The 22,226-nt window shown below is 73.7% G+C and carries 20 protein-coding genes; 16 read left to right on the forward strand and 4 right to left on the reverse strand.

Features of this window, described 5'->3' with window-relative positions; genetic code table 11:
- The first annotated feature begins 20 nt into the window (after positions 1 to 20).
- The 3 genes from B073_RS42110 to B073_RS0134235 all read left to right on the forward strand — a co-directional run bounded on the left by B073_RS42110 (position 21) and on the right by B073_RS0134235 (position 3,060).
- On the forward strand, positions 21 to 1,343 hold the full coding sequence (locus B073_RS42110; RefSeq protein ID WP_018542578.1) for a hypothetical protein: 1,323 nt from the start codon (positions 21 to 23) through the stop codon (positions 1,341 to 1,343).
- A gap of 161 nt (positions 1,344 to 1,504) precedes the next feature.
- Complete coding sequence (locus B073_RS0134230; protein WP_018542579.1) at positions 1,505 to 1,912, forward strand: YciI family protein; 408 nt, start codon at positions 1,505 to 1,507, stop codon at positions 1,910 to 1,912.
- Positions 1,913 to 1,920: 8 nt separating this feature from the next.
- A complete protein-coding gene (locus tag B073_RS0134235; RefSeq protein WP_018542580.1) occupies positions 1,921 to 3,060 on the forward strand; it encodes an RNA polymerase sigma factor in 1,140 nt (379 codons plus the stop codon).
- 5 nt (positions 3,061 to 3,065) lie between these two features.
- On the opposite strand, the gene B073_RS0134240 is transcribed toward B073_RS0134235, so the two are convergent.
- Entirely contained in the window at positions 3,066 to 3,545 is a 480-nt protein-coding gene (locus B073_RS0134240) for an ATP-binding protein (RefSeq protein WP_018542581.1), read from the reverse strand.
- Positions 3,546 to 3,814: 269 nt separating this feature from the next.
- On the opposite strand from B073_RS0134240, the gene B073_RS0134245 reads away from it, so the two are divergent.
- From B073_RS0134245 to B073_RS0134285, 9 genes are all read left to right on the forward strand, one after another.
- Complete coding sequence (locus B073_RS0134245) at positions 3,815 to 4,654, forward strand: hypothetical protein (RefSeq protein WP_037813732.1); 840 nt, start codon at positions 3,815 to 3,817, stop codon at positions 4,652 to 4,654.
- A 170-nt stretch (positions 4,655 to 4,824) separates the two neighbouring features.
- Positions 4,825 to 5,607 (forward strand): YcnI family protein, encoded by a 783-nt coding sequence (locus B073_RS0134250; protein WP_026247988.1) that lies wholly within the window; start codon positions 4,825 to 4,827, stop codon positions 5,605 to 5,607.
- 179 nt (positions 5,608 to 5,786) lie between these two features.
- Complete coding sequence (locus B073_RS0134255) at positions 5,787 to 6,440, forward strand: SCO family protein (RefSeq protein WP_018542584.1); 654 nt, start codon at positions 5,787 to 5,789, stop codon at positions 6,438 to 6,440.
- Positions 6,437 to 6,934, forward strand: a complete 498-nt coding sequence (locus tag B073_RS0134260) for a copper chaperone PCu(A)C (protein WP_018542585.1) — start codon at positions 6,437 to 6,439, stop codon at positions 6,932 to 6,934. The genes B073_RS0134255 and B073_RS0134260 overlap by 4 nt, the downstream gene beginning before the upstream one ends.
- A gap of 99 nt (positions 6,935 to 7,033) precedes the next feature.
- Entirely contained in the window at positions 7,034 to 9,013 is a 1,980-nt protein-coding gene (locus tag B073_RS0134265) for a copper resistance CopC/CopD family protein (protein ID WP_018542586.1), read from the forward strand.
- Positions 9,013 to 10,308 (forward strand): iron uptake transporter deferrochelatase/peroxidase subunit, encoded by a 1,296-nt coding sequence (efeB, locus tag B073_RS0134270; protein WP_018542587.1) that lies wholly within the window; start codon positions 9,013 to 9,015, stop codon positions 10,306 to 10,308. The genes B073_RS0134265 and efeB overlap by 1 nt, the downstream gene beginning before the upstream one ends.
- A 124-nt stretch (positions 10,309 to 10,432) precedes the next feature.
- Positions 10,433 to 11,359 carry a prephenate dehydratase gene (gene pheA / locus B073_RS0134275; RefSeq protein ID WP_018542588.1) on the forward strand — a complete coding sequence of 309 codons (927 nt, stop codon included), beginning with the start codon at positions 10,433 to 10,435 and terminating at the stop codon, positions 11,357 to 11,359.
- Positions 11,360 to 12,008: 649 nt separating this feature from the next.
- Complete coding sequence (serS, locus tag B073_RS0134280) at positions 12,009 to 13,298, forward strand: serine--tRNA ligase (protein WP_026247990.1); 1,290 nt, start codon at positions 12,009 to 12,011, stop codon at positions 13,296 to 13,298.
- On the forward strand, positions 13,295 to 14,119 hold the full coding sequence (locus B073_RS0134285) for an HAD family hydrolase (RefSeq protein ID WP_018542590.1): 825 nt from the start codon (positions 13,295 to 13,297) through the stop codon (positions 14,117 to 14,119). Before serS ends, B073_RS0134285 begins: the two co-directional genes overlap by 4 nt.
- Here B073_RS0134285 and B073_RS42115 read toward each other — a convergent pair.
- Together B073_RS42115 and B073_RS0134295 are read right to left on the reverse strand one after the other, a co-directional pair.
- A complete protein-coding gene (locus B073_RS42115) occupies positions 14,110 to 14,919 on the reverse strand; it encodes a rhomboid-like protein (protein WP_018542591.1) in 810 nt (269 codons plus the stop codon). The genes B073_RS0134285 and B073_RS42115 overlap by 10 nt on opposite strands.
- Positions 14,916 to 15,938, reverse strand: a complete 1,023-nt coding sequence (locus B073_RS0134295) for an Lrp/AsnC family transcriptional regulator (protein ID WP_018542592.1) — start codon at positions 15,936 to 15,938, stop codon at positions 14,916 to 14,918. The genes B073_RS42115 and B073_RS0134295 overlap by 4 nt, the downstream gene beginning before the upstream one ends.
- A 178-nt stretch (positions 15,939 to 16,116) precedes the next feature.
- Here B073_RS0134295 and B073_RS0134300 point away from each other — a divergent pair, with 178 nt between their 5' ends.
- Together B073_RS0134300 and B073_RS0134305 are read left to right on the forward strand one after the other, a co-directional pair.
- Positions 16,117 to 17,634, forward strand: coding sequence for a DHA2 family efflux MFS transporter permease subunit (locus B073_RS0134300; RefSeq protein WP_018542593.1), 1,518 nt, complete (start codon positions 16,117 to 16,119; stop codon positions 17,632 to 17,634).
- Between the two features lie 251 nt (positions 17,635 to 17,885).
- The gene (locus B073_RS0134305; protein ID WP_018542594.1) at positions 17,886 to 18,950 is read left to right on the forward strand and encodes a LysR family transcriptional regulator; all 1,065 of its coding nucleotides are present in this window, start codon (positions 17,886 to 17,888) and stop codon (positions 18,948 to 18,950) included.
- Here the strand turns inward: B073_RS0134305 and B073_RS49470 are convergent.
- Positions 18,926 to 19,318 carry a hypothetical protein gene (locus B073_RS49470; protein WP_420706483.1) on the reverse strand — a complete coding sequence of 131 codons (393 nt, stop codon included), beginning with the start codon at positions 19,316 to 19,318 and terminating at the stop codon, positions 18,926 to 18,928. The genes B073_RS0134305 and B073_RS49470 overlap by 25 nt on opposite strands.
- Positions 19,319 to 20,132: 814 nt before the next feature.
- Between B073_RS49470 and B073_RS0134315 the strand changes: the two genes are divergently transcribed.
- A complete protein-coding gene (locus B073_RS0134315; protein WP_018542595.1) occupies positions 20,133 to 20,630 on the forward strand; it encodes an SAV_915 family protein in 498 nt (165 codons plus the stop codon).
- A gap of 21 nt (positions 20,631 to 20,651) precedes the next feature.
- Entirely contained in the window at positions 20,652 to 22,148 is a 1,497-nt protein-coding gene (lysA, locus tag B073_RS0134320; protein ID WP_018542596.1) for a diaminopimelate decarboxylase, read from the forward strand.
- Positions 22,149 to 22,226: the final 78 nt, after the last annotated feature.

The raw sequence follows: 22,226 nt of genomic DNA on the forward strand, positions 1-22,226 counted from the left end.
CGCCAGGAGGCCGTGTCCCCGTGAGCTACCAGCCGTATCAGCCGCAGCAGCCCTACCAGCCCCAGCAGCCGTACCAGCAGCCCCAGCAGTATCCGCAGCAGCAGCCCTATCCACAGCAGCCGCAGCCGCCGTACCAGCAGCAGCCGCCCCAGCAGCCGTATCCGCAACAGGCACCTCAGCAGCCGTACCCGCAGCAAGCTCCCCAGCAGCCGTACCCGCAACAGGCACCGCAGCCGCCGCAGCAGTCCTCCCCGCAGCCGCCCCCGCAGCCGTACCAGCAGCAGCCCGGCCAGGCTCCGCAGCAGCCCGAGCAGCCGCAGTCCTACGCGTGCCCGAGCTGCGGTTCCACCGCCGAGTACGCCCCGGGGACGAACTCCCTGCGCTGCCCGAACTGCCGCTTCGAGCAGCCCATCGCGCCCGTCAACCGTGAGGTGCGGGAGCACGCCTGGGAGGAGCTGGCGTCCCTGGCGCCCAAGCCGATGGCGGCCGGCGGCCAGGTGCTCAAGTGCCCCGGCTGCGGCGCGACCAACGAGACCAGCGCGCTCTCCGGCCGCTGCCAGTTCTGCGCCACGCCCATGGTCGCCTCGGCCGCCGCCGACCGGATCGTGCCCGAGGGCCTGGTGCCCTTCCGGGTCGACAAGCGCGCCGTGCACGACAACCTGGGCAAGTGGGCCAAATCCCGCTGGTTCGCGCCGAACAGCCTCAAGAAGGTGAACACGGCGGAGACCCTGCACGGGACGTACGTACCGCACTGGACGTACGACGCCCAGACCACGTCCTCCTACCGCGGCGAGCGCGGCGAGGAGTACACCGTCGGGAGCGGCGACGACAAGGAGACCAAGGTCCGCTGGTACCGGGTCGGCGGCACGGTCAACCGCTTCTTCGACGACGTCCTCGTCCCCGGCGTCGGGCACGTCCCGCAGGAACGGCTGGAGGCCCTGGAGCCCTGGCCGCTGAAGGAGGCGGTGGCCTACCAGGAGGCGTACCTGGCGGGCTTCCGGACCCTGCGGTACGAGGTGGAGCCGGAGGCCGGGTTCGAGAACGCCCGGCAGAAGATGGCCAAGGTCATCGACAAGGACGTCCGGAAGGACATCGGCGGCGACCGGCAGCGGGTGCACTCGGTCGACACCTCCTACCGGGAGGTGACGTACAAGCTCCTGCTGCTCCCGGTGTGGTTCGCGTCCTACGTCTACAACGGCAAGCAGTGGCAGGTGATGGTCAACGCCGAGACCGGCGAGGTCACCGGCGACCGCCCCTACAGCCCCGTGAAGATCGCCTTCGCCGTGCTGCTGCTGGCGGTGATCGTGACGGTCGCGGTCGTCTTCGGCCGCCACCACCACTGACGGACCGGCACTGCGACGGGCCCGGTGCCACGCCGGGCCCGTCGCCGCCGAAAACTGCGCTCGGCAAAAAAATCGGCCGGCGATGTCGAGAACGCGTGGCCGGCTCCGTCCTCGGTGTGCACGCGACCACAATGGCTCGCACCAGCACCGAGGAGAACCCCATGGCCAAGTACCTGCTGCTGAAGCACTACCGAGGCGCCCCGGCTCCGGTCAACGACGTGCCCATGGACCAGTGGACGCCGGAGGAGATCTCGGCCCACGTCCAGTACATGAACGACTTCGCGGCCCGGCTGGAGAAGACCGGCGAGTTCGTCGACGGCCAGGCGCTCGCCCCCGAGGGCGCGTGGGTCCGCTACGACGGCGAGGGTCGTCCGCCGGTCACCGACGGGCCGTTCGCGGAGACCAAGGACCTCATCGCCGGCTGGATGATCATCGACGTCGACAGCTACGAGCGCGCCGTCGAGCTGGCCGGGGAGCTGTCGGCCGCCCCCGGCGCGGGCGGCCGGCCGATCCACGAGTGGCTGGAGGTGCGCCCGTTCCTGGCCTGCCCGCCCACCATCACGGAGTGACCTCACCGATGGACGAGGCCCTGCTCAGGAGCCTCACGCCCAGCGTGCTCGCCCTCCTCGTCCGCCGCGGAGCCGACTTCGCGGCGGCCGAGGACGCCGTGCAGGACGCGCTGGTCGAGGCGGTCCGCGCCTGGCCGGCCCAACAGCCGCGAGACCCCAAGGGCTGGCTGGTCACCGTGGCCTGGCGCAAGTTCCTCGACGCGACCCGGGCGGACGCGGCCCGCCGCCGGCGCGAGGACCGCGTCGAGGAGGAGCCGGCGCCCGGGCCGGCGCCCTCCGTGGACGACACGCTCCAGCTCTACTTCCTGTGCGCCCACCCGTCGCTGACCCCGGCGTCCGCGGTCGCGCTCACGCTGCGCGCCGTCGGTGGCCTGACGACCCGTCAGATCGCGCAAGCCTATGTCGTACCCGAGTCGACCATGGCGCAGCGCATCAGCCGGGCCAAGCGCACCGTCTCCGCCGTACGTCTGGACCGGCCCGGCGACGTCGCCACCGTGCTGCGCGTCCTCTACCTGGTCTTCAACGAGGGCTACTCCGGCGACCTCGACCTCGCCGCCGAGGCCATCCGGCTCACCCGGCAGCTCGCGGCCGCCGTCGACCACCCCGAGGTGGCCGGGCTGCTCGCCCTCATGCTGCTCCACCACGCCCGGCGCGCCGCCCGGACCGCGCCGGACGGCAGCCTGGTGCCGCTCGCCGAGCAGGACCGCGGCCGCTGGGACACGCGGCTGATCGCCGAGGGCGTCGAGATCCTCCAGGCCGCCCTCGCCCGCGACCGGCTGGGCGAGTTCCAGGCCCAGGCCGCCATCGCCGCCCTGCACGCCGACGCACCCACCGCCGAGGAGACCGACTGGGTCCAGATCGTCGAGTGGTACGACGAGCTCACGCGCCTGACCGACAGCCCCATCGTCCGGCTCAACCGCGCGGTGGCCGTCGGGGAGGCCGACGGACCGCGCGCCGGCCTGGCGGCGCTCGCGGCGCTGGACGACTCACTGCCCCGTTATGCCGCGGTGGCGGCGTACCTCCACGAACGCGACGGCGACCTCGCGACGGCGGCCCGGCTCTACGCCGAGGCGGCCCACAAGGCACCCAACCTCGCCGAGCGCGACCACCTGACGCGCCAGGCCGCCCGGCTCAACACCCGCCGGTGAACAGCTCAGGACGCCTTCAACAGCGCGCCCTCGCGCCACTTGAGGATCTTGTCGAAGCTGACCACCGCGCCGCGTCGGCCCGTGCGGTTGCGGTACTGGACGTGGTCGGTGAGTGCCTCGATCAGAAAGAGCCCCCGGCCGTCCTCGGCGTAACCGGGGGCCTGCGCGGGGGCTGGGACGGTGACCTGCGGCAGTGCGCGGTCCGCGGTGGTATGGGGTGGGGCGCTGTGGAAACCGGGTCCGGCGTCGGTGACCTCGATGCGGCAGGTGTCGCCGTCGATGTAGGCGGTGACGCGGTAGTCGTCGTCGGCGGCGTCGCCGCCGTGCTCGACGGCGTTGGCACACGCCTCGGAAAGGGCTACCGAGAGGTCGTAACAGATGTCCGGGTCGACGCCGGCGGTCTCCATCGCGCCCAGCAGCAACCGCCGGGCGAGCGGCACACTCGCGGGCTCACGCCGCAGATGGAGGGTCCACCAGATGCTCATCGCTCCTGCCTCCTGGCCACGGCTCGACATACCGATACGTATTGCCGGGCCGCAAGGTCGGTAAGCATCTCCGGGACGTGATGCCGCTCATTCGGCGGATGCGAAAAGTGAGCGCACCGGTGTAGGCGAGGTGCCGGGTGCACGCCTCCGCGCGCCCGCCCCGGGACTCCGGACGCCCCTGGTGGGCGCCCCGGTGACCCGGCCGCGCCGTAGCCGGTGAAACCCTGCCGTACGCGGCGAAGAGGGGCAGTGGGATGATGGCGGCCGCCATGACTGCCCCCTCCGTCCCCACAGCGCGGGCGGCCGCCGATCTGCGGCTGCTCCGGGCCGCGGTGTTCACCGCGGCCTGCGTCATGCTGTCCGCGGCCGGGCACATGGCCGCGTCGTGGGCCGCGGTCCCGCTGTGGACGCTGGGGCTGGCCGCGGTCGCGGTGTTCGCGGTGGCGGTCCCGCTGGCCGGCCGGGAGCGCTCGCTGCCCGGTATCGCGGCCGGTCTGGCGGTCGGCCAACTGGCGCTGCACACGCTGTTCTCGATGGGCCAGCACCCGATGCCGGTGCTCTCCGCGCCGGCGTCCGGCCTCTCGGACCAGGCGGCGGTCGCGCTGGCCCGGCACATGACGTGCGGGCTGGACGGCGTCCGGCTCGACGGCGGCACCGCACGGCAGTTGCTCGGCCCCGGCGGGACGGACCTGGCGGGGAACGCCGGGCTGGCCGGCGCCGGCGGGCACCCCATGAGCGGTGCCGGCGCCCCGATGATGGCGCACTGCCTGGCGCCGTCGCTGCCCATGCTGCTCGGGCACCTGCTCGCCGCGGTCGGCCTCGGCTGGCTGCTGCGGCGCGGTGAGGCGGCCCTGTGGCGGCTGGTGCGGCTGTCCGCCCCGGCGGCGCACGAACTCGCGGCGCGGGCGCTGGTCGGCGCGGTGCGCCGGTCGCTCGCGCTGGTGCGGGTCCTGCTCACGGCGCTCGGCGCGGCACAGGAGGAGGGGCGGCGCGCCCCCTCGGCACACGGGGACGGGCCCGGCCCCCGGGATCCGGCGCTGCACCACAGCGTCGTACGGCGCGGCCCGCCGGTCGCCGGCCGGCTCGGCCTCCTGGCCACCGCGGTCTGACCCCACGCGCAGCACGCTCCCGGAGAAGAACGGGACGGACGGCGGCGCGCGGCGGCAGCGTGCGCGGGCCCGGCCAGGGCCAGAACGCCACCCCACCCCGCAGTCGTTCCCCTTCCTCTTCTCCCTTTCTTCTTCCAGTGGAGCGTTTCACCATGGACAAGAAGTCCGGTATGTCTGAGATTTCGGTCGGCGCACCGTCGCCCTCGTCGTCGCCCTCGCCGTCGTCCGCGTCCTCGACGCGGCGGCTGGTCCGCCGGCTCCCCGTCGTCGGCGGGATCGCGGCCGGCAGCGTGCTGCTGCTGGCCGGTCCGGCCTTCGCGCACGTCACCGTGCAGCCGGGCACCGCCCCCAAGGGCGGCTTCGCCACCGTCGACATCAAGGTGCCCAACGAGCGCGACAACGCCTCGACGGTGAAGGTCGAGGTCTCCCTGCCGACCGACCACCCGCTCGCCTCCGTCATGCCGCAGCCGGTGCCCGGCTGGAAGGTGGACGTGACCAAGTCCAAGCTCGCCAAGCCCCTGGAGAGGGAGGGCGAGAAGATCAACGAGGCTCCCTCGAAGATCACTTGGACCGCGGAGGACAAGGGCATCGAGCCCGGCCAGTTCCAGCAGTTCCCGCTCTCCGTCGGTCAGCTGCCCAGCAACACCGACCAGCTGGTCTTCAAGGCCCTCCAGACGTACTCCGACAACCAGGTCGTGCGCTGGATCGAGCCGGCCAAGCCCGGTGGCCCGGAGCCGGAGAACCCGGCGCCGGTGCTCAAGCTGACCGCGGCCGAGGCCCAGGGCGCCGGCGGCGCGTCCGACGACGGCAAGAACGGCACCCGGGGCGACACCGCGGCCGCCGCGCCGGCCACCAGCGACACCACCGCACGGGTGCTGGGCGTGGCCGGGATCGTCGTCGGCATCGCCGGCGTCGCCTTCGGCGTACTGGCCGGCCGGCGCCGCAGCGCCTGACCCCGTCCCCGGAGGCGGCCGGACCGGCGCACCCCACGCGCCGGTCCGGCACCCCCGGTACGACCTTCCCGACCGCCGCTCACACCTTCCCGACCGACGCCCGCCACGGGCGTCCCGACGAGCCCCCCGAACCCCGTACACCCAGCGGCCACGCGCCACGGAAAGACCGGGACACACCCATGCACCGAAGGAAACTGCTGCTGTCCGCCCTGGGGGCGGCAGCCGCTCTCGGCCTCACCCTGACCGCCTGCGACAGCGGCGGCGGCGACCAGCCCGCCGCCGTGGTCTCCGGTGGGACGGCGGCCAAGCCGATCGTCGCCCTCGACACCCCGATGGAGAAGCCGGACCTCACGCTGACCGACGCGGACGGCAAGTCCTACGACCTGCTGGAGAAGACCAAGGGCCACCCGACCCTGATCTACTTCGGCTACACCAACTGCCCGGACGTCTGCCCGACCACGATGGCCAACATCGCGGTGGCGGTGAAGCAGCTCCCGGCCGCCGAACGCAGCGATCTGCGGGTGGTCTTCGTGACCTCCGACCCCGAGCGCGACACCCCGGCCCAGCTCAAGAAGTGGCTCGGCGGCATCAACCAGGACTTCATCGGGCTCACCGGCCCGTTCAAGAAGATCCAGCAGGCCGCCCGCAGCGTCAACATCGGCATCGAGGCGCCGGTCAAGAAGAAGAACGGCGACGTGGTCTCCACTCACGGCGCCCAGGTCCTGCTCAGCTCCCCCAAGGACGACAAGATCCACTGGATGGGGCTGCAGGAAGCCACCGCCGACAACTACACCTCCGCACTTCCGAAGATCATCAAGGGACAGAACCCGTGAACCGCCGCACCACCCCCCGCGCCCCCCTCGCCACCCTCACCCCCGCAAGCCGCCGAATAGCCCTCGGCTCCGCGCTCGCCCTCGCCGCCGGCCTCACCCTGGCGGGCTGCGGCGGCGGGGACGGCAAGCCCCAGCTCTCGGTCAGCGGCGCCTACATGCCGCAGCCGATCACCGACGGCATGGCCGGCGCCTACTTCGTGGTCAAGAACAGCGGCGGCACCGCCGACAAGCTGACCTCGGTCACCAGCGACCTGTCCAAGGACATCTCCCTCCACAAGACCACCGGCAACAAGATGGAGCAGGTCGACTCCCTGCCGGTGCCCGCCAACGGCCAGCTCAAGCTCAGCGCCGGCGGCAACCACCTGATGTTCATGGGCCTGAGCCACAAGCCCACCGCGGGCCAGAAGGTCACCGTCGAACTGCACTTCGCCACCGCCGACCCCGTGAAGGTCGACGTCCCGGTGAAGCCGGCCGACTACCGGCCGGGGAAGTGACGGCCGCCGCACCACCGCGGACGCCATGACGTGACGGGCCCCGGCGGGCCCAGTGGAGGAAACGGACACCTCATGCCAACGGGAAGGGGAGCGCACACCATGGCCCTCACCGGCACCCGGCCGCGACGGCTGCTGGTCGTCCTGGCCGTACTGTTCGGCGCGCTGACCGCGGGCATCGCCCCGGCGAGTGCGCACGCCGCACTGACCGGCAGCGATCCCGCGCCGGGCGCGGTCGTGGCGCACGCGCCCGAACAGGTCGCGCTCACCTTCTCCGAGGGCGTGGCCATGGGCGACGACTCGCTGCGCGTCCTGGACCCGCACGGCAAGCGGGTGGACCGCGGCAAGCTGCGCGACCTGTGCAGCGGCACCGTCGTCAAGTACGCGGCGGGGCTGCCGCCGGGGCTCGCCGACGGGACGTACACCGTCGCCTGGCAGGCGGTCTCGGCGGACAGCCACCCGGTGTCCGGTGCCTTCACCTTCTCCATCGGGGCGCCGTCGAAGACGACCGCCGCCGTCCCCCAGCAGCAGGCCGGCGGCGGCCTGGTGGGCGCGCTCTACGAGAGCGCCCGCTACCTCGCCTACGCCGGGTTCGTGCTGCTGGCGGGCGGTGCGGCGTTCGTGCTGACGAGCCGGCCGGCCGCCGCCCGGGTGCGGTCGGTCCAGCGGCTGGTGGTCCGCGGCTGGGCGCTGCTGACCGGCGCCACGCTGGCGATGCTGCTGCTGCGCACCCCGTACACCGGCTCCGGGAAGCTCGCCGACGTCCTCGACCTCGGCGGGCTCCAGCAGGTGCTGCTGACCAAGCCGGGCGCGGCGCTGCTCTGCCGACTGCTGCTGCTCGCGGCGGCGGCGCTGTTCGTGGCGGTGCTCTTCGGTGCGTACGCCCGGGCGCACGCACCGGACGCCACGGCGTCCGAGGCGTCCGCGTCCGCCGACGCCGTCAAGCGGCGCCGGGACCTCACGCTCGGGCTCGCCGTCGGCGGGGTGCTGGTCGCCGCCGGGCTCGCCACCACCTGGGCGGTCGCCGAGCACGCCTCGACCGGGTTGCAGCCGGCCGTCGCCATGCCCGTCGACGTCCTGCACCTGCTCGCGGTCGCCGCCTGGCTCGGCGGGCTCGCGGCGCTGCTGGTGTCCCTGTACTGGGGCCCGGCGGTCGAACGGACCGCCGTCCGCCGCTTCTCCCGGATCGCCTTCGGCTCCGTCCTGGTCCTGGTCGCCACCGGTACGTACCAGTCCTGGCGGCAGGTCGGCTCCTGGCACGCGCTGACCGGCACCACGTACGGACGGCTGCTGCTGCTCAAGGTGGGGCTGGTGCTGGTCATGGTGGCCGTCGCGGGCCTCTCCCGCCGGTGGACGGGCCGGCTGACGGCCACCACGGCCACCGACGAAACGGCGGCGCGTACGGAGCGGCAGCAGACGGAACCCGCCGCCGCCCTCGCCTCCGGCGCCGAGCCCACCCCCCGTTCCGCCCCCACCGCCCCCGCCACCTCAGCACCCCCCGCCGACCCCGCCCGGGCCGCCCAACTCGCCCGTCAGCAGGCCGCGTTGACCACCGCCCGCAAGAAGCGGGTCCGGGACGCCGACCCAGTGCGGCTGGGGCTGCGGCGGTCCGTCCTGACCGAGGCCGGTATCGCGGCGGTGCTGCTCGCGGTGACCACCGCGCTGACCACCACCGAGCCGGCCCGTACCGAGGAGGCCGTCAAGGCCACCACCGCCGGCCGGGCCACCGACGCCAACCAGCCCCAGGTGCTGACCGTCCCGTTCGACACCGGCAGCCCGGGCGGCAAGGGCACCGCCCGCCTCGACCTCGACCCGGGGCACAGCGGCGGCGGCAACGAACTGCGGCTGCGGATCGCCGACCCGTCGGGCAAGGCCCGCGACATCCCCGAGGTGAAGGTCTCCTTCACGCTCGGCGCGAAGAAGCTGGGGCCGCTCCCGGTCGCGCTGCGCCACAGCGGGACCGGCCACTGGACCGCGAGCGGCGTCCAACTCCCGGTCCCCGGGCGGTGGCAGCTCGCACTGCTCGTCCGGACCTCCGACTTCGACCAGGTGACCGAGACCAGGAACGTGACAATCAACTGATGAGCAAGCAGCTGGACACCACGGCCGCGGCCCCGCACAAGCTCCCCGCCGCGGACGGCACCCCCCTGGAACTCTCCCGCCGCCGGCTCCTCGGGACCGTCGGCGCGGCCGGCGCCGCCGGGCTGGTCCTCGGCGGCGCCGGCGGCGCCCTCGGCACCGCGGCCGCGCAGGACGACGCCCCGGAGGCACTGACCACGATCGGATCGACCGAGGTGGCGTTCCGGACGGCGGGCGCCAAGCAGCAGGCGGGCATCACCACGCCGTTGCAGGCCAGCGGCCACCTCGTCGCCTTCGACCTGGCGCCCGGCGCCGGCCGCAAGGAAGCCGCCGCCCTGCTGCGCCGCTGGTCGCGGACGGCCCAGGAGCTGATGGCCGGACGCACCCCGGACGCCGACACCGGCGTGGCGCTGGACGCCGGACCGTCCTCGCTGACCGTCACCTTCGGCCTCGGCCACAGCTTCTTCGACCGGACCGGCCTGACCGCCCGCCGCCCGGTCCAGCTCGATCCGCTGCCGGACTTCTCCGCCGACGCCCTGGACCCCAAGCGCTCCGACGGCGACCTGTGGATCCAGATCGGCGCCGACGACGCGCTGGTCGCCTTCCACGCGCTGCGCACGCTCCAGAAGGAGGCGGCGGACACCGCCCGGCTGCGCTGGCAGATGAACGGCTTCAACCGCACCCCGGGCGCCACCGCGCACCCGATGACCGCCCGCAACCTCATGGGCCAGGTCGACGGCACCAACAACCCCAAGCCGTCCGAGCCGGACTTCGACCGCCGCATCTTCGTCGGGGCGGAGACCCAGCAGGAGTGGATGCGCGGCGGCTCCTACGCGGTGGTGCGCCGGATCCGGATGCTGCTGGACGACTGGGAGAAGCGCTCCCGGACCGAGCAGGAGCGGGTGATAGGCCGGCGCAAGAACAACGGCGCCCCGCTGACCGGCGGCACCGAGACCACCCCGATGAAGCTGGACGCCACCGGCCCCGACGGCCTCCCGGTGATCCCCGTCAACGCGCACGCCCGGATCGCCGCCCCGGAGGCCAACCAGGGCGCGGCGATGCTGCGCCGCCCGTTCTCCTACCACGACGGCTTCCGCGAGGACGGCGCCCCGGACGCCGGGCTGCTCTTCGTCTGCTGGCAGGCCGACCCTCTGCGCGCCTTCACCCAGATCCAGCGGAAGCTGGACCGCGGCGACGCGCTCTCGCCGTTCCTGCGCCACGAGGCCAGCGGCCTGTACGCGGTGCCGCCGGCCCCGTCGTCCGGCGACTACGTGGCCCAGCCGCTGCTGGAGGGCTGACGGTCCGGCGGCAGGCGACCACTCCGCGGAACGCGTCCGCCCGCCGCCGGACCGCTCGGTATCGTGACAAGGGCAGGGCGGAAGACGGCGGGGCGCTCCCGCAGGCAGGTGAGGGAGTCCACGGATGTCGGTCAGTCGCTATACCTATCTCGGTCCCGCGGGCACGTTCACGGAGGCCGCGCTGCGCACCCTCCCCGAGGCGGCGACCCGCGAGCTGGTCCCGATGGTCTCGGTGCCCGCCGCCCTGGACGCCGTACGGGCCGGGGAGGCCGCGGCCGCGCTGGTGCCGATCGAGAACTCCGTCGAGGGCGGGGTGACCACCACCCTCGACGAACTGGCCTCCGGCGAACCGCTGATGATCTACCGCGAGGTGCTGCTGCCGATCTCCTTCGCGCTCCTGGTGCGCCCGGGGACGGCGCTGGCCGACGTGAAGACGGTGACCGGCCACCCGGTCGCCCAGCCCCAGGTCCGCAAGTGGCTCTCGGCCCAACTCCCGGACGCCGTCTGGGAGTCGGCGGCCTCCAACGCCGACGGGGCGCGGCTGGTCCAGGAGGGCCGCTACGACGGCGCGTTCGCCGGCGAGTTCGCGGCCGCCACCTACGGCCTGGAGCCGCTGGTCACCGACATCCACGACGCACAGAACGCCACCACCCGCTTCGTCCTGGTCGGCCGCCCGGCCCGGCCCGCGGCGCCCACCGGTGCGGACAAGACCTCGGTGGTGCTGTGGCTGGCCGCCGACCACCCGGGCGCGCTGCTGGAGCTGCTCCAGGAGTACGCGGTCCGCGGGGTCAACATGATGCGGATCGAGTCCCGGCCGACGGGCGAGGGCATCGGCCGCTACTGCTTCTCGGTGGACTGCGAGGGCCATGTCACCGACCGCCGGGTCGGCGAGGTCCTGATGGGCCTCAAGCGGGTCTGCCGCGAGGTGCGGTTCCTCGGCTCGTACCCGCGGGCGGACGAGGTGACCGCGAGCGTGCGGCCGCAGGTGACCGACGCGGCGTTCACCGAGGCGTCGGACTGGCTGGCGCGCTGCCTGGACGGCCGGGGCTGAGCCCCGCCGACAGCCGCCTGCCGTTCGGATCACGGGCGGTGACCTGCGCCTTCGGCCGGGCCCGCGGTGCCGGTCCGGAGCGCCGTCCGGCCACCCCTCCGACTGTCCACAAAGTTATCCACAGGCCCGCTTCTCGACCTGTGGGTAAGTCGACATGCGAGCCGGACAGAGTCGACATATCCCTCTAGCGACCCCACACCCGTCCGCAGCCCCCCACAGTGGATCACCTCGGACCGCGTCAGCACAATTCCCGCGATCAATCCTTTAGGGCGAGGTAATCCCACACGAAAGAGTGCGTGAACGTGGTTTGGGCCGAGAATCCATAGGTGAGCATTTCGGACGCAGAATGATCAATTCCGGCTTCCACAGATCTCACGCACAGCCTGTGGATAAGAATCCGCCACCCCCTGCCCCCTGTGGACAACCCCCAGGGCGCGCCACCGAACCCCCGGAAACCCCCGCCGCGAATGCCCCCTTTCGCACCCCGTCCCAGAATTCGACAGGGCCTTACGATGCGTCACCGCGACCGCCTCGCGGCATCACCGAACCTGATTCCCGGCAACGGAATAAATAACCGCAAATCGGGCATGTGGCCGTAGCTGCGAATATCACGTCGAGTGCCGGCCGCCGCCCCCGGTAGCCTGGTGGGGTGATTGACCTTCGACTGCTCCGTGAGGACCCCGACCGTGTGCGCGCCTCCCAGCGCGCCCGTGGAGAGGACGTCGCGCTCGTCGACGCACTGCTCTCCGCCGACGAGCGGCGCAGGTCGTCCGGCGTCCGCTTCGACGAGCTGCGCGCCGAGCAGAAGGCGCTCGGCAAGCTGATCCCCAAGGCCGGCGCCGAGGAGAAGGCCGAACTGCTGAAGAAGGCCGGCGAGCTGGCCGCCGCGGTCAAGGCCGCCGACGCCGCGCAGGACGAGGCCAAGGAAGAGACCCAGGCGCTGCTGAGCAAGCTCGGCAACATCGTCCACCCCGACGTCCCGGTGGGCGGCGAGGAGGACTTCACCGTCCTGGAGACGCACGGCACCGTCCGCGACTTCGCCGCCGAGGGCTTCACGCCCAAGGACCACCTGGAGATCGGCGAACTGCTCGGCGCCATCGACGTCGAGCGCGGCGCCAAGGTCTCCGGCTCGCGCTTCTACTACCTCACCGGCGTCGGCGCCCTGCTGGAGCTGGCGCTGGTCAACGCCGCCATCGCGCAGGCCACCGAGGCCGGCTTCACGCCGATGCTGACCCCGACCCTGGTCCGCCCGCGCGCCATGGAGGGCACCGGCTTCCTCGGCCAGGCCGCCGAGAACGTCTACTACCTCGAGCGCGACGACTACTACCTCGTCGGCACCTCCGAGGTCCCGCTCGCCGCGTACCACATGGACGAGATCGTCGACGCCGAGCAGCTGCCGCTGCGCTACGCCGGCTTCTCGCCGTGCTACCGCCGCGAGGCCGGCACCTACGGCAAGGACACCCGGGGCATCTTCCGGGTCCACCAGTTCGACAAGGTGGAGATGTTCTCCTACGTCGCGCCGGAGGACGCCGAGGCCGAGCACCGGCGACTGCTGGAGTGGGAGAAGCAGTGGCTGACGGGCCTGGAGCTGCCGTTCCAGGTGATCGACGTCGCCACCGGCGATCTGGGCGCCTCCGCCTCCCGCAAGTTCGACTGCGAGGCGTGGATCCCGACCCAGGGCAAGTACCGCGAGCTGACCTCGGCGTCCAACTGCAACGAGTTCCAGGCCCGCCGGCTCTCGGTCCGGATGCGGGAGACCACCGACGGCAAGCCGAAGGTCCGCCCGCTGGCGACGCTCAACGGCACGCTCTGCGCCGTCCCGCGGACCATCGTGGCGATCCTGGAGAACCACCAGCTGCCGGACGGCTCGGTCCGCGTCCCCGAGGTGCTCCGCCCGTACCTGGGCGGCCGTGAGGTGCTGGAGCCCGTCGCCAAGTGAGTTCCCCAGCCCCGGCGGGTTCGCCGCTGCCGTACAAGCTCATCGCGACGGACCTCGACGGCACGCTGCTGCGCCACGACGAGTCCGTCTCCGCGCGCACCCGCCGGGCGCTCGCCGCGGCCACCGCGGCGGGCGCGGCGCACATCGTCGTCACCGGCCGCGCGGTGCCCTGGACCCGGCACATCCTCGACGCCCTGGACTACCAGGGCCTGGCGGTGTGCGGACAGGGCGCGCAGGTCTACCACGCCGGCGAGCGGCGGCTGCTGACGTCGGTGACGCTCGACCGGCAGCTGGCCGGCCTCGCGCTGTCCAAGATCGAGGCCGAGGTCGGCCCGCTCCACCTGGCGGCGAGCCGGGACGGCCTGGCCGGCGAGGTGCTGGTCGGCCCGGGCTACCAGGTCCAGGAGGGCCCGCTGCCCAGCCTGCCGATCGACGACCCCGACGAGCTGTGGTCCGCCCCGCTCAACAAGGTCTACCTCCAGCACCCGACGCTGGACGACGACGAGCTGGCCCGGGCCGCCCACCAGGTCGCCGGCGACCTCGTCGGCGTGGTGGTCGCCGGGCCGCGGATCGTCGAGCTGCTGCCGCTCGGCCTGACCAAGGCCACCGGGCTGTCGCTGGCCGCCCGCCGGCTGGGCATCACCGCCAAGGAGACCCTGGCGTTCGGCGACATGCCCAACGACCTACCGATGTTCGGCTGGGCCGCGCACGGTGTGGCGATGGCCAACGCGCACGAGGACCTCAAGGCCGTCGCCGACGAGATCACGACCTCCAACGAGGACGACGGCGTCGCGGTGGTACTGGAGCGGCTCTACTCCTGATGCCTCCCGGGCGGCGGCCCCGGCCGGTCCGCACCGCCGCCCGCGCCTGACGCGTCACCGTCCGCCTCGTTGTCGTCCGTCGCGTCGCCGTCCGGTGTCCCGTCCTCGTCCGGCCTCCCGTCCTCCCGTGTCCCGTCGTCCCGCTCGTCCTCGTCGTCCGCCCCCAGGCGCCCCGCCGGGGTCAGCGGCCAGGCCGCGAAACCCAGCGCCAGCGCTATGGCGTGGCCGAAGTCCGTGAAGGTCGCCCCGGTCGCCAGCGGCACACCGAAGAACGTCAGTAGACCGACGAGATAGCCGTAGCGCCAGGGCGGGCGCAGCCGGTAGGTCAGCACGCCGGCCGCGGCGGCCAGGCCGTAGGAGACGCCGATGTCCACGACATGGGTCATCGAGCGCGGCAGCCGGTGGCCCTCGATGGCCAGCAGCACCAGCTCCTGACTGGCCAGGGTGGCCGCGACATGCGCCGCGCCGACCGTCAGCAGCCAACGCCAACTGCCCATCCACCGCTCGACGTTGGCGTGCACCAGCTCGAACATCACCACGTAGAGCAGGAACGACCCCGGCTGCTCGATCCAGAATCCGCTGATCAGCAGCGAGGGCACCGGATGCTCGTTCAGCTCGTGGATGTTGCTGCTGGTGCGGTGCAGCAGGAACTGCTCCAGCCCCTCGGAGGCCGAGGCGATCACGAGGCTGGTGATGCCGATGATCAGCAGCCAGATGTGTGTCCCGGGTGTGGAACGCACCCAGTCCCAGACCCAGTTCCTCGCCCGGTCCGCCAGGACCCGGGGTGGCGGTGGCTTCATCGGCGGCTCCTCGTGACGGTCGGGCCGAGCGCGAGATACGGGCCAGGCCCCTTGAGTTGCCGGATCCGGGGCGAGCTCTCCATGGTCCGTACCCCAGGGAGCGCCGCGATCCGGGTCGTCAGGTAGGTGTAGAGCGCGGCGGTGTCCCGGCACAGTACCGACGCGAAGAGGTTGTGCGGTCCGGTGGTGGCACCGGCGAAGGCGACTTCCGGGTGCGCCGCCAACGCCTCGCCGGTGGCGGCGAGTTCGGCGGGAGCCACCGACAGCCACAGCCCGACCATCACCCCGAAGCCGAACAGCCGCAGGTCGTAGTCGACGTCGTAGTACAGGACGCCGTCCGCCCGCAGCGTCTCCAGCCGGCGGCGGACGGTGGTGGGCGACCAGCCGGTGGCCGCGGCGAGTTCGGCGAGCGGGGCCCGGCCGTCCCGGCCGAGCGCCTCGAACAGCCGCCGGTCACCGTCGGAGAGCTCCACCGGCCCGGAGGGCTGCCGGGGCGCCGGCGGGCTCAGCCGGGCGGACTCCTCGGCGGTCAGCGCCCCGGACTTGCTGATCATGCTCTGCGGGCCGCCGTAGAACTCGTGCAGCAGGCAGTGCGCGGCCACCCCGACCACGCTCGGGGTGCGCGGCAGCTTCTGGAGCAGCAGCGCGTCGCTGTGCTCGCTGCTCGCCGACCGGCAGATCGCGGTGATCTCGGTGCCGCCGGACATCAGGTTCACCCAGGAGGTGTCCGGGCGGCGGGCCATCGCCTCGGCGACGGTCAGCGCGGCGTCCGGCGCGCACTGCACCCGCACCAGCCACTCCACCTCGCCCAGCGCCCGCGGCTCGGCCAGGCCCAGCACCCGCAGCCCGCCGGAGCCGCGGTGCCGGGTGTAGCGCCGGGCGACGGTCTGGTCGGAGACGCCCAGGACGGCGGCAATCCGGCTGAAGGGGGCCCGGCCGTCGGTCTGGAGGGCGTGGATCAGCCGCCGGTCGAGTGCGTCGAAGGGCGCGGGCCGGCCCGCGGTTCCGTCGGTTTTCACCGTTGGAGGCTAACCGGTGTCGGATTGCGCCGCCGGGAACGCCATGGCTGGGGGATCGGGCGGCGTCCCGCCGAGAGTGGGTCCCGGCCGGGCGCCCTGCCCGGCACCGCGGCCGAGTGCACCACCCGAGCACCCCGCCCCACAGCTCACCGATCAAGCGCACCATCCGACGGAGGAAATGATCATGCGGTACGGACCCGGGGACGCTCCCGGCGGGAGCGGCGGCGGCCGTAGACCCGGCCGCGGGAAGTGGTGGCCCCTGGTCGCCATCACCCTCGGCAACTTCATGCTGCTCGTCGACGTGACCATCGTGAACACCGCGCTGCCCCGGATAGCCGACGGCCTGGGCGCCTCCTTCACCTCGCTGCAGTGGGTGATGGACGGCTATGCGCTGGCGCTGGCCGCGCTCCTGATGGTCGCCGGCTCCGCGGCCGACCTCTATGGCCGGCGCCGCCTCTACGTCGGCGGGCTGGCGCTCTTCGCGCTCGCCTCGCTGGCCTGCGGGCTGGCCCCCGACGCGCAGCTGCTGGTGGCCGCCCGGATCGTCCAGGGCGTCGGCGCGGCGGCGATGTTCGCCACCAACACCCCGCTGCTGATGGCCGCCTACCAGGGCCGGGACCGCGGGGTGGCGTTCGGTGTCTGGGGCGGCACCAGCGGCGCGGCGGCCGCCGTCGGCCCGGTGCTGGGCGGAGTGCTCACCGAGTGGACCGACTGGCGCGCGATCTTCCTGGTGAACCTGCCGCTGACCGCCGTCGCCGTCTGGCTGACCCTGCGGCACCTCGGCGAGTCCCGCGGCCACGTCGGCGCACGGATCGACTGGCCGGGCGGCGCGTCCTTCACGGTCTGCGCGGGCGCGCTGACGTACGGACTGATGCGCGGCGGCGAGCACGGCTGGACGGAGAACGGGACGCTGACCGCGCTGGCGCTCGCCGCACTGGCCCTGCTGGTGTTCGTGGTCGCCGAGCGGCGGACCGCGCACCCGCTGCTGGACCTCCGGCTGCTGCGCCGCCCGTCGTTCGCGGTGCTGATGCTCGCGGCCCTGCTGATGCAGGCGGCGGCCTTCCCGTATCTGACGTTCGTGGGCCTGTGGGCGCAGGACGTGCTCGGCCTCAGCCCGATCGGGGCGGGCCTGGCGGTGACCCCGATGGCCCTGATGTCGCTGCTGGTCGGGCTACTGGGCGGCCGGGCGCTCCAGCGGCTGGCACCCCGACTTCCGCTCGGCGTCGGGGTGTTGCTGATCGGCGCGGGTGATCTGCTGCATGTCGTACTGCTCGGCGACGGGGCGGGCTGGCCCGCGCTGGTGCCCGGCCTGGCGGTGGGCGGCCTCGGCGTCGGCGCGGCGATGCCGGTACTGGTGTCGGCAGCGCTCGGTGCGGCCCCGCCGCAGCGCGCCGGGATGGCCAGCGGCGCGGTGAACACCTTCCGGCAGCTCGGCTTCGCCTTCGGCATCGCGGTGCTCGGAACGGTCTTCGGCACCGCACTGCGGGACGCCGGGGCCACCGGCGGCCGGACCGCGCTCGCCGCCGGCTACCTCTCCGGGCTGCGGGACATCACGCTGATCTCCGGCTTGGTGGCGGTCGCCACCGGCCTGCTGGTCCTCGCGGTGGTCCGCCGCGCACCGCGCACGGACGGCGAACGGCCGAGCGGCGCGCCCGAGGTCCGCCGTGTGCGGACGGGGGCGCCGGCGGGGGCGTGACGCCGATGCCGGGCCGATCGGAGGCCGTACGGCTCCGGGGGGGGCGGCCGGCCGTACGACTCTGGCCGATCGGACGGCCGTACGGGCGGGTCGGCACCCGGAACCGTACGGCCGTCCACGGTTCCGGGTTGCCGCCCTGGGCCCTGCGACGATCGTCCCGGGACGGCACCCCCAAGTCAATCCTCGGGTTTCCTTCCAAATTCCTTAGCTCTGCCTTGGGTTACCGGCCGGGCCCGGACTACCGTGGCCCGGTGACACTCGACGATCTGCGCGCCTTCGTGGCCGTCTGCGAGGCGGGCAGCCTCAGTGCCGTCGCTCGCGACCTCGGCTGCACCCAGTCCGCCGTCAGCCAGCGCGTCCGGCGCCTCGAACGGGAGGCGGGAATCGGCCTGTTGGAGCGCCGGCCGCGCGGTGTGGCACCGACCGCCGCCGGCCGCATCCTGCACCGCGCCGCCGCCGACGGCCTGGGCGGACTGGATCTGGCGCTGCGCCGGCTGGCCGACATGCGGCGCGGCGACGGCGGGACGGTCCGGGTCACCACCGGCGCCACCACCGTCCGGCACTTCATGTCCGACGCGGTGGTCTCCTTCCGGGACCGCCATCCACACGTCAACCTGGAGTTCCACACGGAGAGTTCCAGCCGCCGCTGCTTCGAGGCGGTCGCGGACGGCGACTCCGAACTGGCCTGGATCACCATCGGCCCGCCCGTACGGGGCATCGAACAGCACCCGGTGATCGGCCTGCCGTGGGTGCTCGCGGTCCCTGCCGACGACCCGCTAGCCGCCCGCGACCGCGTCGAGCCGGACGAGCTGGCCGGCCTCCGCCTCGTCCGGCTGCCGGAGAACTCCACGTCCCGTATGCGGCTCGACGGACACCTCGGCCACCGGGACGGCGCCCCGGCACCCGATCCCGCGGTGCCCGGGCCCAGCACCACCAGCGTCGCCGACTGGGACACCGCGCTGCTCCTCGCCGAACTCGGCGTCGGCCCCGCCGTCGTCCCCCGCCTCCCCGGCCACCGGGCCACCACCGGCCACCCCGGCCTTCGGCTGGTGCCGATCCCGGCGCTGCCGCCGCTGACGACCGGCTGGGCGGTGCGGCAGTGGGCGGCACTCGGCCCGGCGGCGGTGGAGTTCGCCGAAACGGTGAACCGGTGCCTGGTGGGCGGGAGTTCGCCTGCCACGGGCGGGAGTTCGCCTGCCGTGGCCGGGCAGCGGATGCCGGGCGCGGTGGCGGGGAGGGACGCGGTGACGGGGGCGGGCGCGGCTGCCGGCGCCGTCCCCCGGCCGCGGTCTCAGGCCCGGACGACCGGTTCCTGAATCTCGGTGACCCACTTCTCCTGGTCGTCCGGGCACTCCAGATACAGCTCGCGGGCGTACCCGGCCGAGCGGTAGCCGTTGGCGTCCATCCAGTGCGCGAGGTGCTGCGCGGTCGGCAGGATCCGGCTCATCGGGCCGCGGTGGACGACGGTCGCAGCGAGGTCGAGGCCCGGCAGGGTGACGACGTCGAAGCTCTGCCCGGCCGACGCCCCCGAGGGCGCGGAACCTCCCCCGTCGCCCGTGTTCCGCCCCGCCTTCGCCAGCTCCTCCCGGGTGACCACCATCCCGGCGTGCACCACCACCGCGTCCCCCGTGCCCTCGCCTTCGAGGCCCGCGCCCTCCGGGGCCGCCTCGTAATAGTTCCCCAAGCTCTTAAGGAGCAGGGGAGACCCCATTGCCCCGGCCCCGTGGGCGTCACCCCCGCCAACCCCAGTCGGCGCACCAGCTCCCCGTAGAGCGGTGTCATGACCGGGCCGATGTCCTCGGGGCCGTAACCGGCGGCGATCCCGCGCAGTTCGGCGAGCAGGACCGGCTCCGTGCTCTTGAGCACCACATCGTCGAGCACCACATCGTCGTCGAGCACCTCATCGTCGGCGGACATCCGTCCCTCACTCTCGCTCGTCCGGGGCCTCGCCTCGGCCTGCGCCAACCGGGCCTCGGCGGCGGGCTGTTCGGCCGCGGGAGCCGCCTGACATGCGCCGGCCGAGCTGGGCCGCCGCGCAGAAGCGGTAGCCGGTGACGGGGTCGGTACGCGCGGGCCGCAGCGGTCCGACGGCGTCATGGTGACGCGGCATGCGGGCCGCGGCATGGCCGTACCGGGCGAAGTCTCCGATGGTGATCATGACGCCTTCCAGACGCCTTCAGACGTCGTCCGGACGTCGTCCAGACGCCTCCGTTTCCACAGTGTCAAGGTCGGGCGCGACCGCAACTCCCACGGGGGCGTGGCCCTCGGAGGTCACGGTCGGTTGACCGCCCGGGACCGCTGAGCGACCGGAATCGGCCGCTCAGCGGCGTATCCCGGCCACCTGCGGCAGCATCGCGTCAAGTCCCGGCCGGGAACCGTCAACGACGCGTAATGGAGCAGAGGGGCACCCCCCGCACCGGGCATAGCGTCTGTGCCGAGCCCCGGCGCACGCGCAGTCCAACCGGTCCGGGGCAGCCATCCCGTCGAGGAGCAACGCCGTGTCCCACCATCTCCGCGCGGAAGACCCCGAGCCTGCTGATCGTTTCCCGGCCGGGCCGCTCTTCGTTCCCGTCCGGCCGGGGCCCGCGGGCTGTACCGCCCGCCTGTTCCGCACCCCGCTCGGCGGCCGCACCGCCGTCGGTTTCACCTCGCCGCAGCGACTGGCCGAGGTGCTCGGCGGCGGCCAGCCCTGGGTGCGGCTCTCCGAGCCCGCGCTGCGTTCCCTGGCCGAACCCCTCGGTGCGGCCACCGTGACCGTCGACCCGCGCTTCACCCCCGACGCCGCCCGCGCCGCCCGCGACCCGCGGAGCGCCCTGGAGGTGGCGCGTGAGGTGACCCGGAACACGACGCGCGAGGTGGCCCGAGAGCCACGCCTCACCCCCGACGTTCCCCGTGAACCGCGGATCGCCCGCGATGCCCTCCGGGAACCACGCCTCGCCCCGGGAATGCCCCGCATGTCCCGCGGCAGCGGCAGTCACCTCCGCCGGGCCGTCTGAAGAGGAAGGGGCGCCCCCACCATGAGCCACACGACCCTGCCCCGGACCGGCCGAGCCGACCGAGCAGACCGGACCGACCAGGCCAACCGGGCCGACCGGGCCACTCGGCCTGCGGCAGCGCCCGCGCCCAGGACGACGGACTCCCGCCCGGCCGCGGCGCCGGCCCCGGCCCCTGTCCTGGCGCCGGACCCGGACCCGGCCCTGGCGCCGGCCTCCGATCCCGGCCAGCTCACCATCTGGCCCGCGTCCACCGTGCCGCTCCCCGAGGACGACCTCGCCCTCGGCGGCGTCCCGCTGACCGAGCTGGCCGACCGCTTCGGCACCCCCGCCTACATCCTGGACGAGGACGAGGTGCGCAACCGCTGCCGCGCCTACCTCCGTGCCTTCCCGGACGCCGACGTCTACTACGCGGCCAAGGCGTTCCTGTGCCGCGCCATGGCCCACTGGGTCGCGGACGAGGGGCTGGGCCTGGACGTCTGCTCCGCCGGCGAGCTGGAACTCGCGGTCACCACCGGCTTCCCGCCCGAGCGGATCGTGCTGCACGGCAACGCCAAGAGCCCGGCCGACCTGCGGGCCGCGCTCCGGCTCGGCGTCGGCCGGATCGTCATCGACAGCACCTCCGAGATCGCCCGGCTGGCCGCCGCGGTCCCGCCCGGCAGCCGGCAGAAGGTGCTGATCCGGGTCGTCCCGGGGATCGCCGCCGGCGGCCACGCCAAGATCCGCACCGGCACCGACGACCAGAAGTTCGGGCTGTCCCTCGCCGACGGCTCCGCCCAGCACGCCATCACCCGCGTCCTGGGTCAGCCGCGCCTCGAACTCGTCGGCCTGCACTGCCACTTGGGCTCCCAGATCACCGCCGTCAAGCCCTATCTGTCGGCCGTGCGGCGGCTGGTCGGCCTGCTGGCCCGCGTCCACGAGCAGCACGGCATCACCCTCCCCGAACTGGACCTGGGCGGCGGCCACGGCGTCGCCTACCGGCCGGGCGAGCCCGCCCTCGACATCGCCGGTCTCGCCACCAAGATCCGCGCCGAACTGGCCGGCGGCTGCGCGGCGGCCGGCCTCCCGGTGCCGCGGCTGGCCGTCGAGCCGGGCCGCGCCATCGCCGGCCCGTCGGGCGTCGTCCTCTACCGGGTGCTCGCCGTCAAGCGCACCGGCACGCACACCTTCGTGGCGGTCGACGGCGGGATGAGCGACAACCCGCGGCCCGCTCTCTACGGGGTCCGTTACGCTCCCCGGCTGGTCGGGCGCCGCTCGGCCGCGGCCACCGAGCCGGTCACCGTCGTCGGCCGGCACTGCGAGGCGGGCGACATACTCGCCTCCGACGTCCACCTGCCCGGCGACATCCGCCCCGGCGACCTGCTCGCCGTCCCGGTGGCCGGCGCGTACCACCTGTCCATGGCCTCCGGCTACAACCTCGTCGGCCGCCCCCCGGTCGTCGCGGTCACCTCGGGCCACGCCCGCCTCCTGGTCCGCCGGGAGTCCCTGGCCGACATCCAGGAGCGGGATATCGGGCTCTGAAGGGACGTTCATGAGGGGCTGGGTCGGGCCCCGGGTCGGCCTGGCCGGGTTGGCTGCGGGGTGGGCTGCGGGGTGGCC

The sequence above is a fragment of the Streptomyces sp. MspMP-M5 genome (genome assembly GCF_000373585.1).
In the GTDB taxonomy this organism is placed as follows: Bacteria; Actinomycetota; Actinomycetes; order Streptomycetales; family Streptomycetaceae; genus Streptomyces.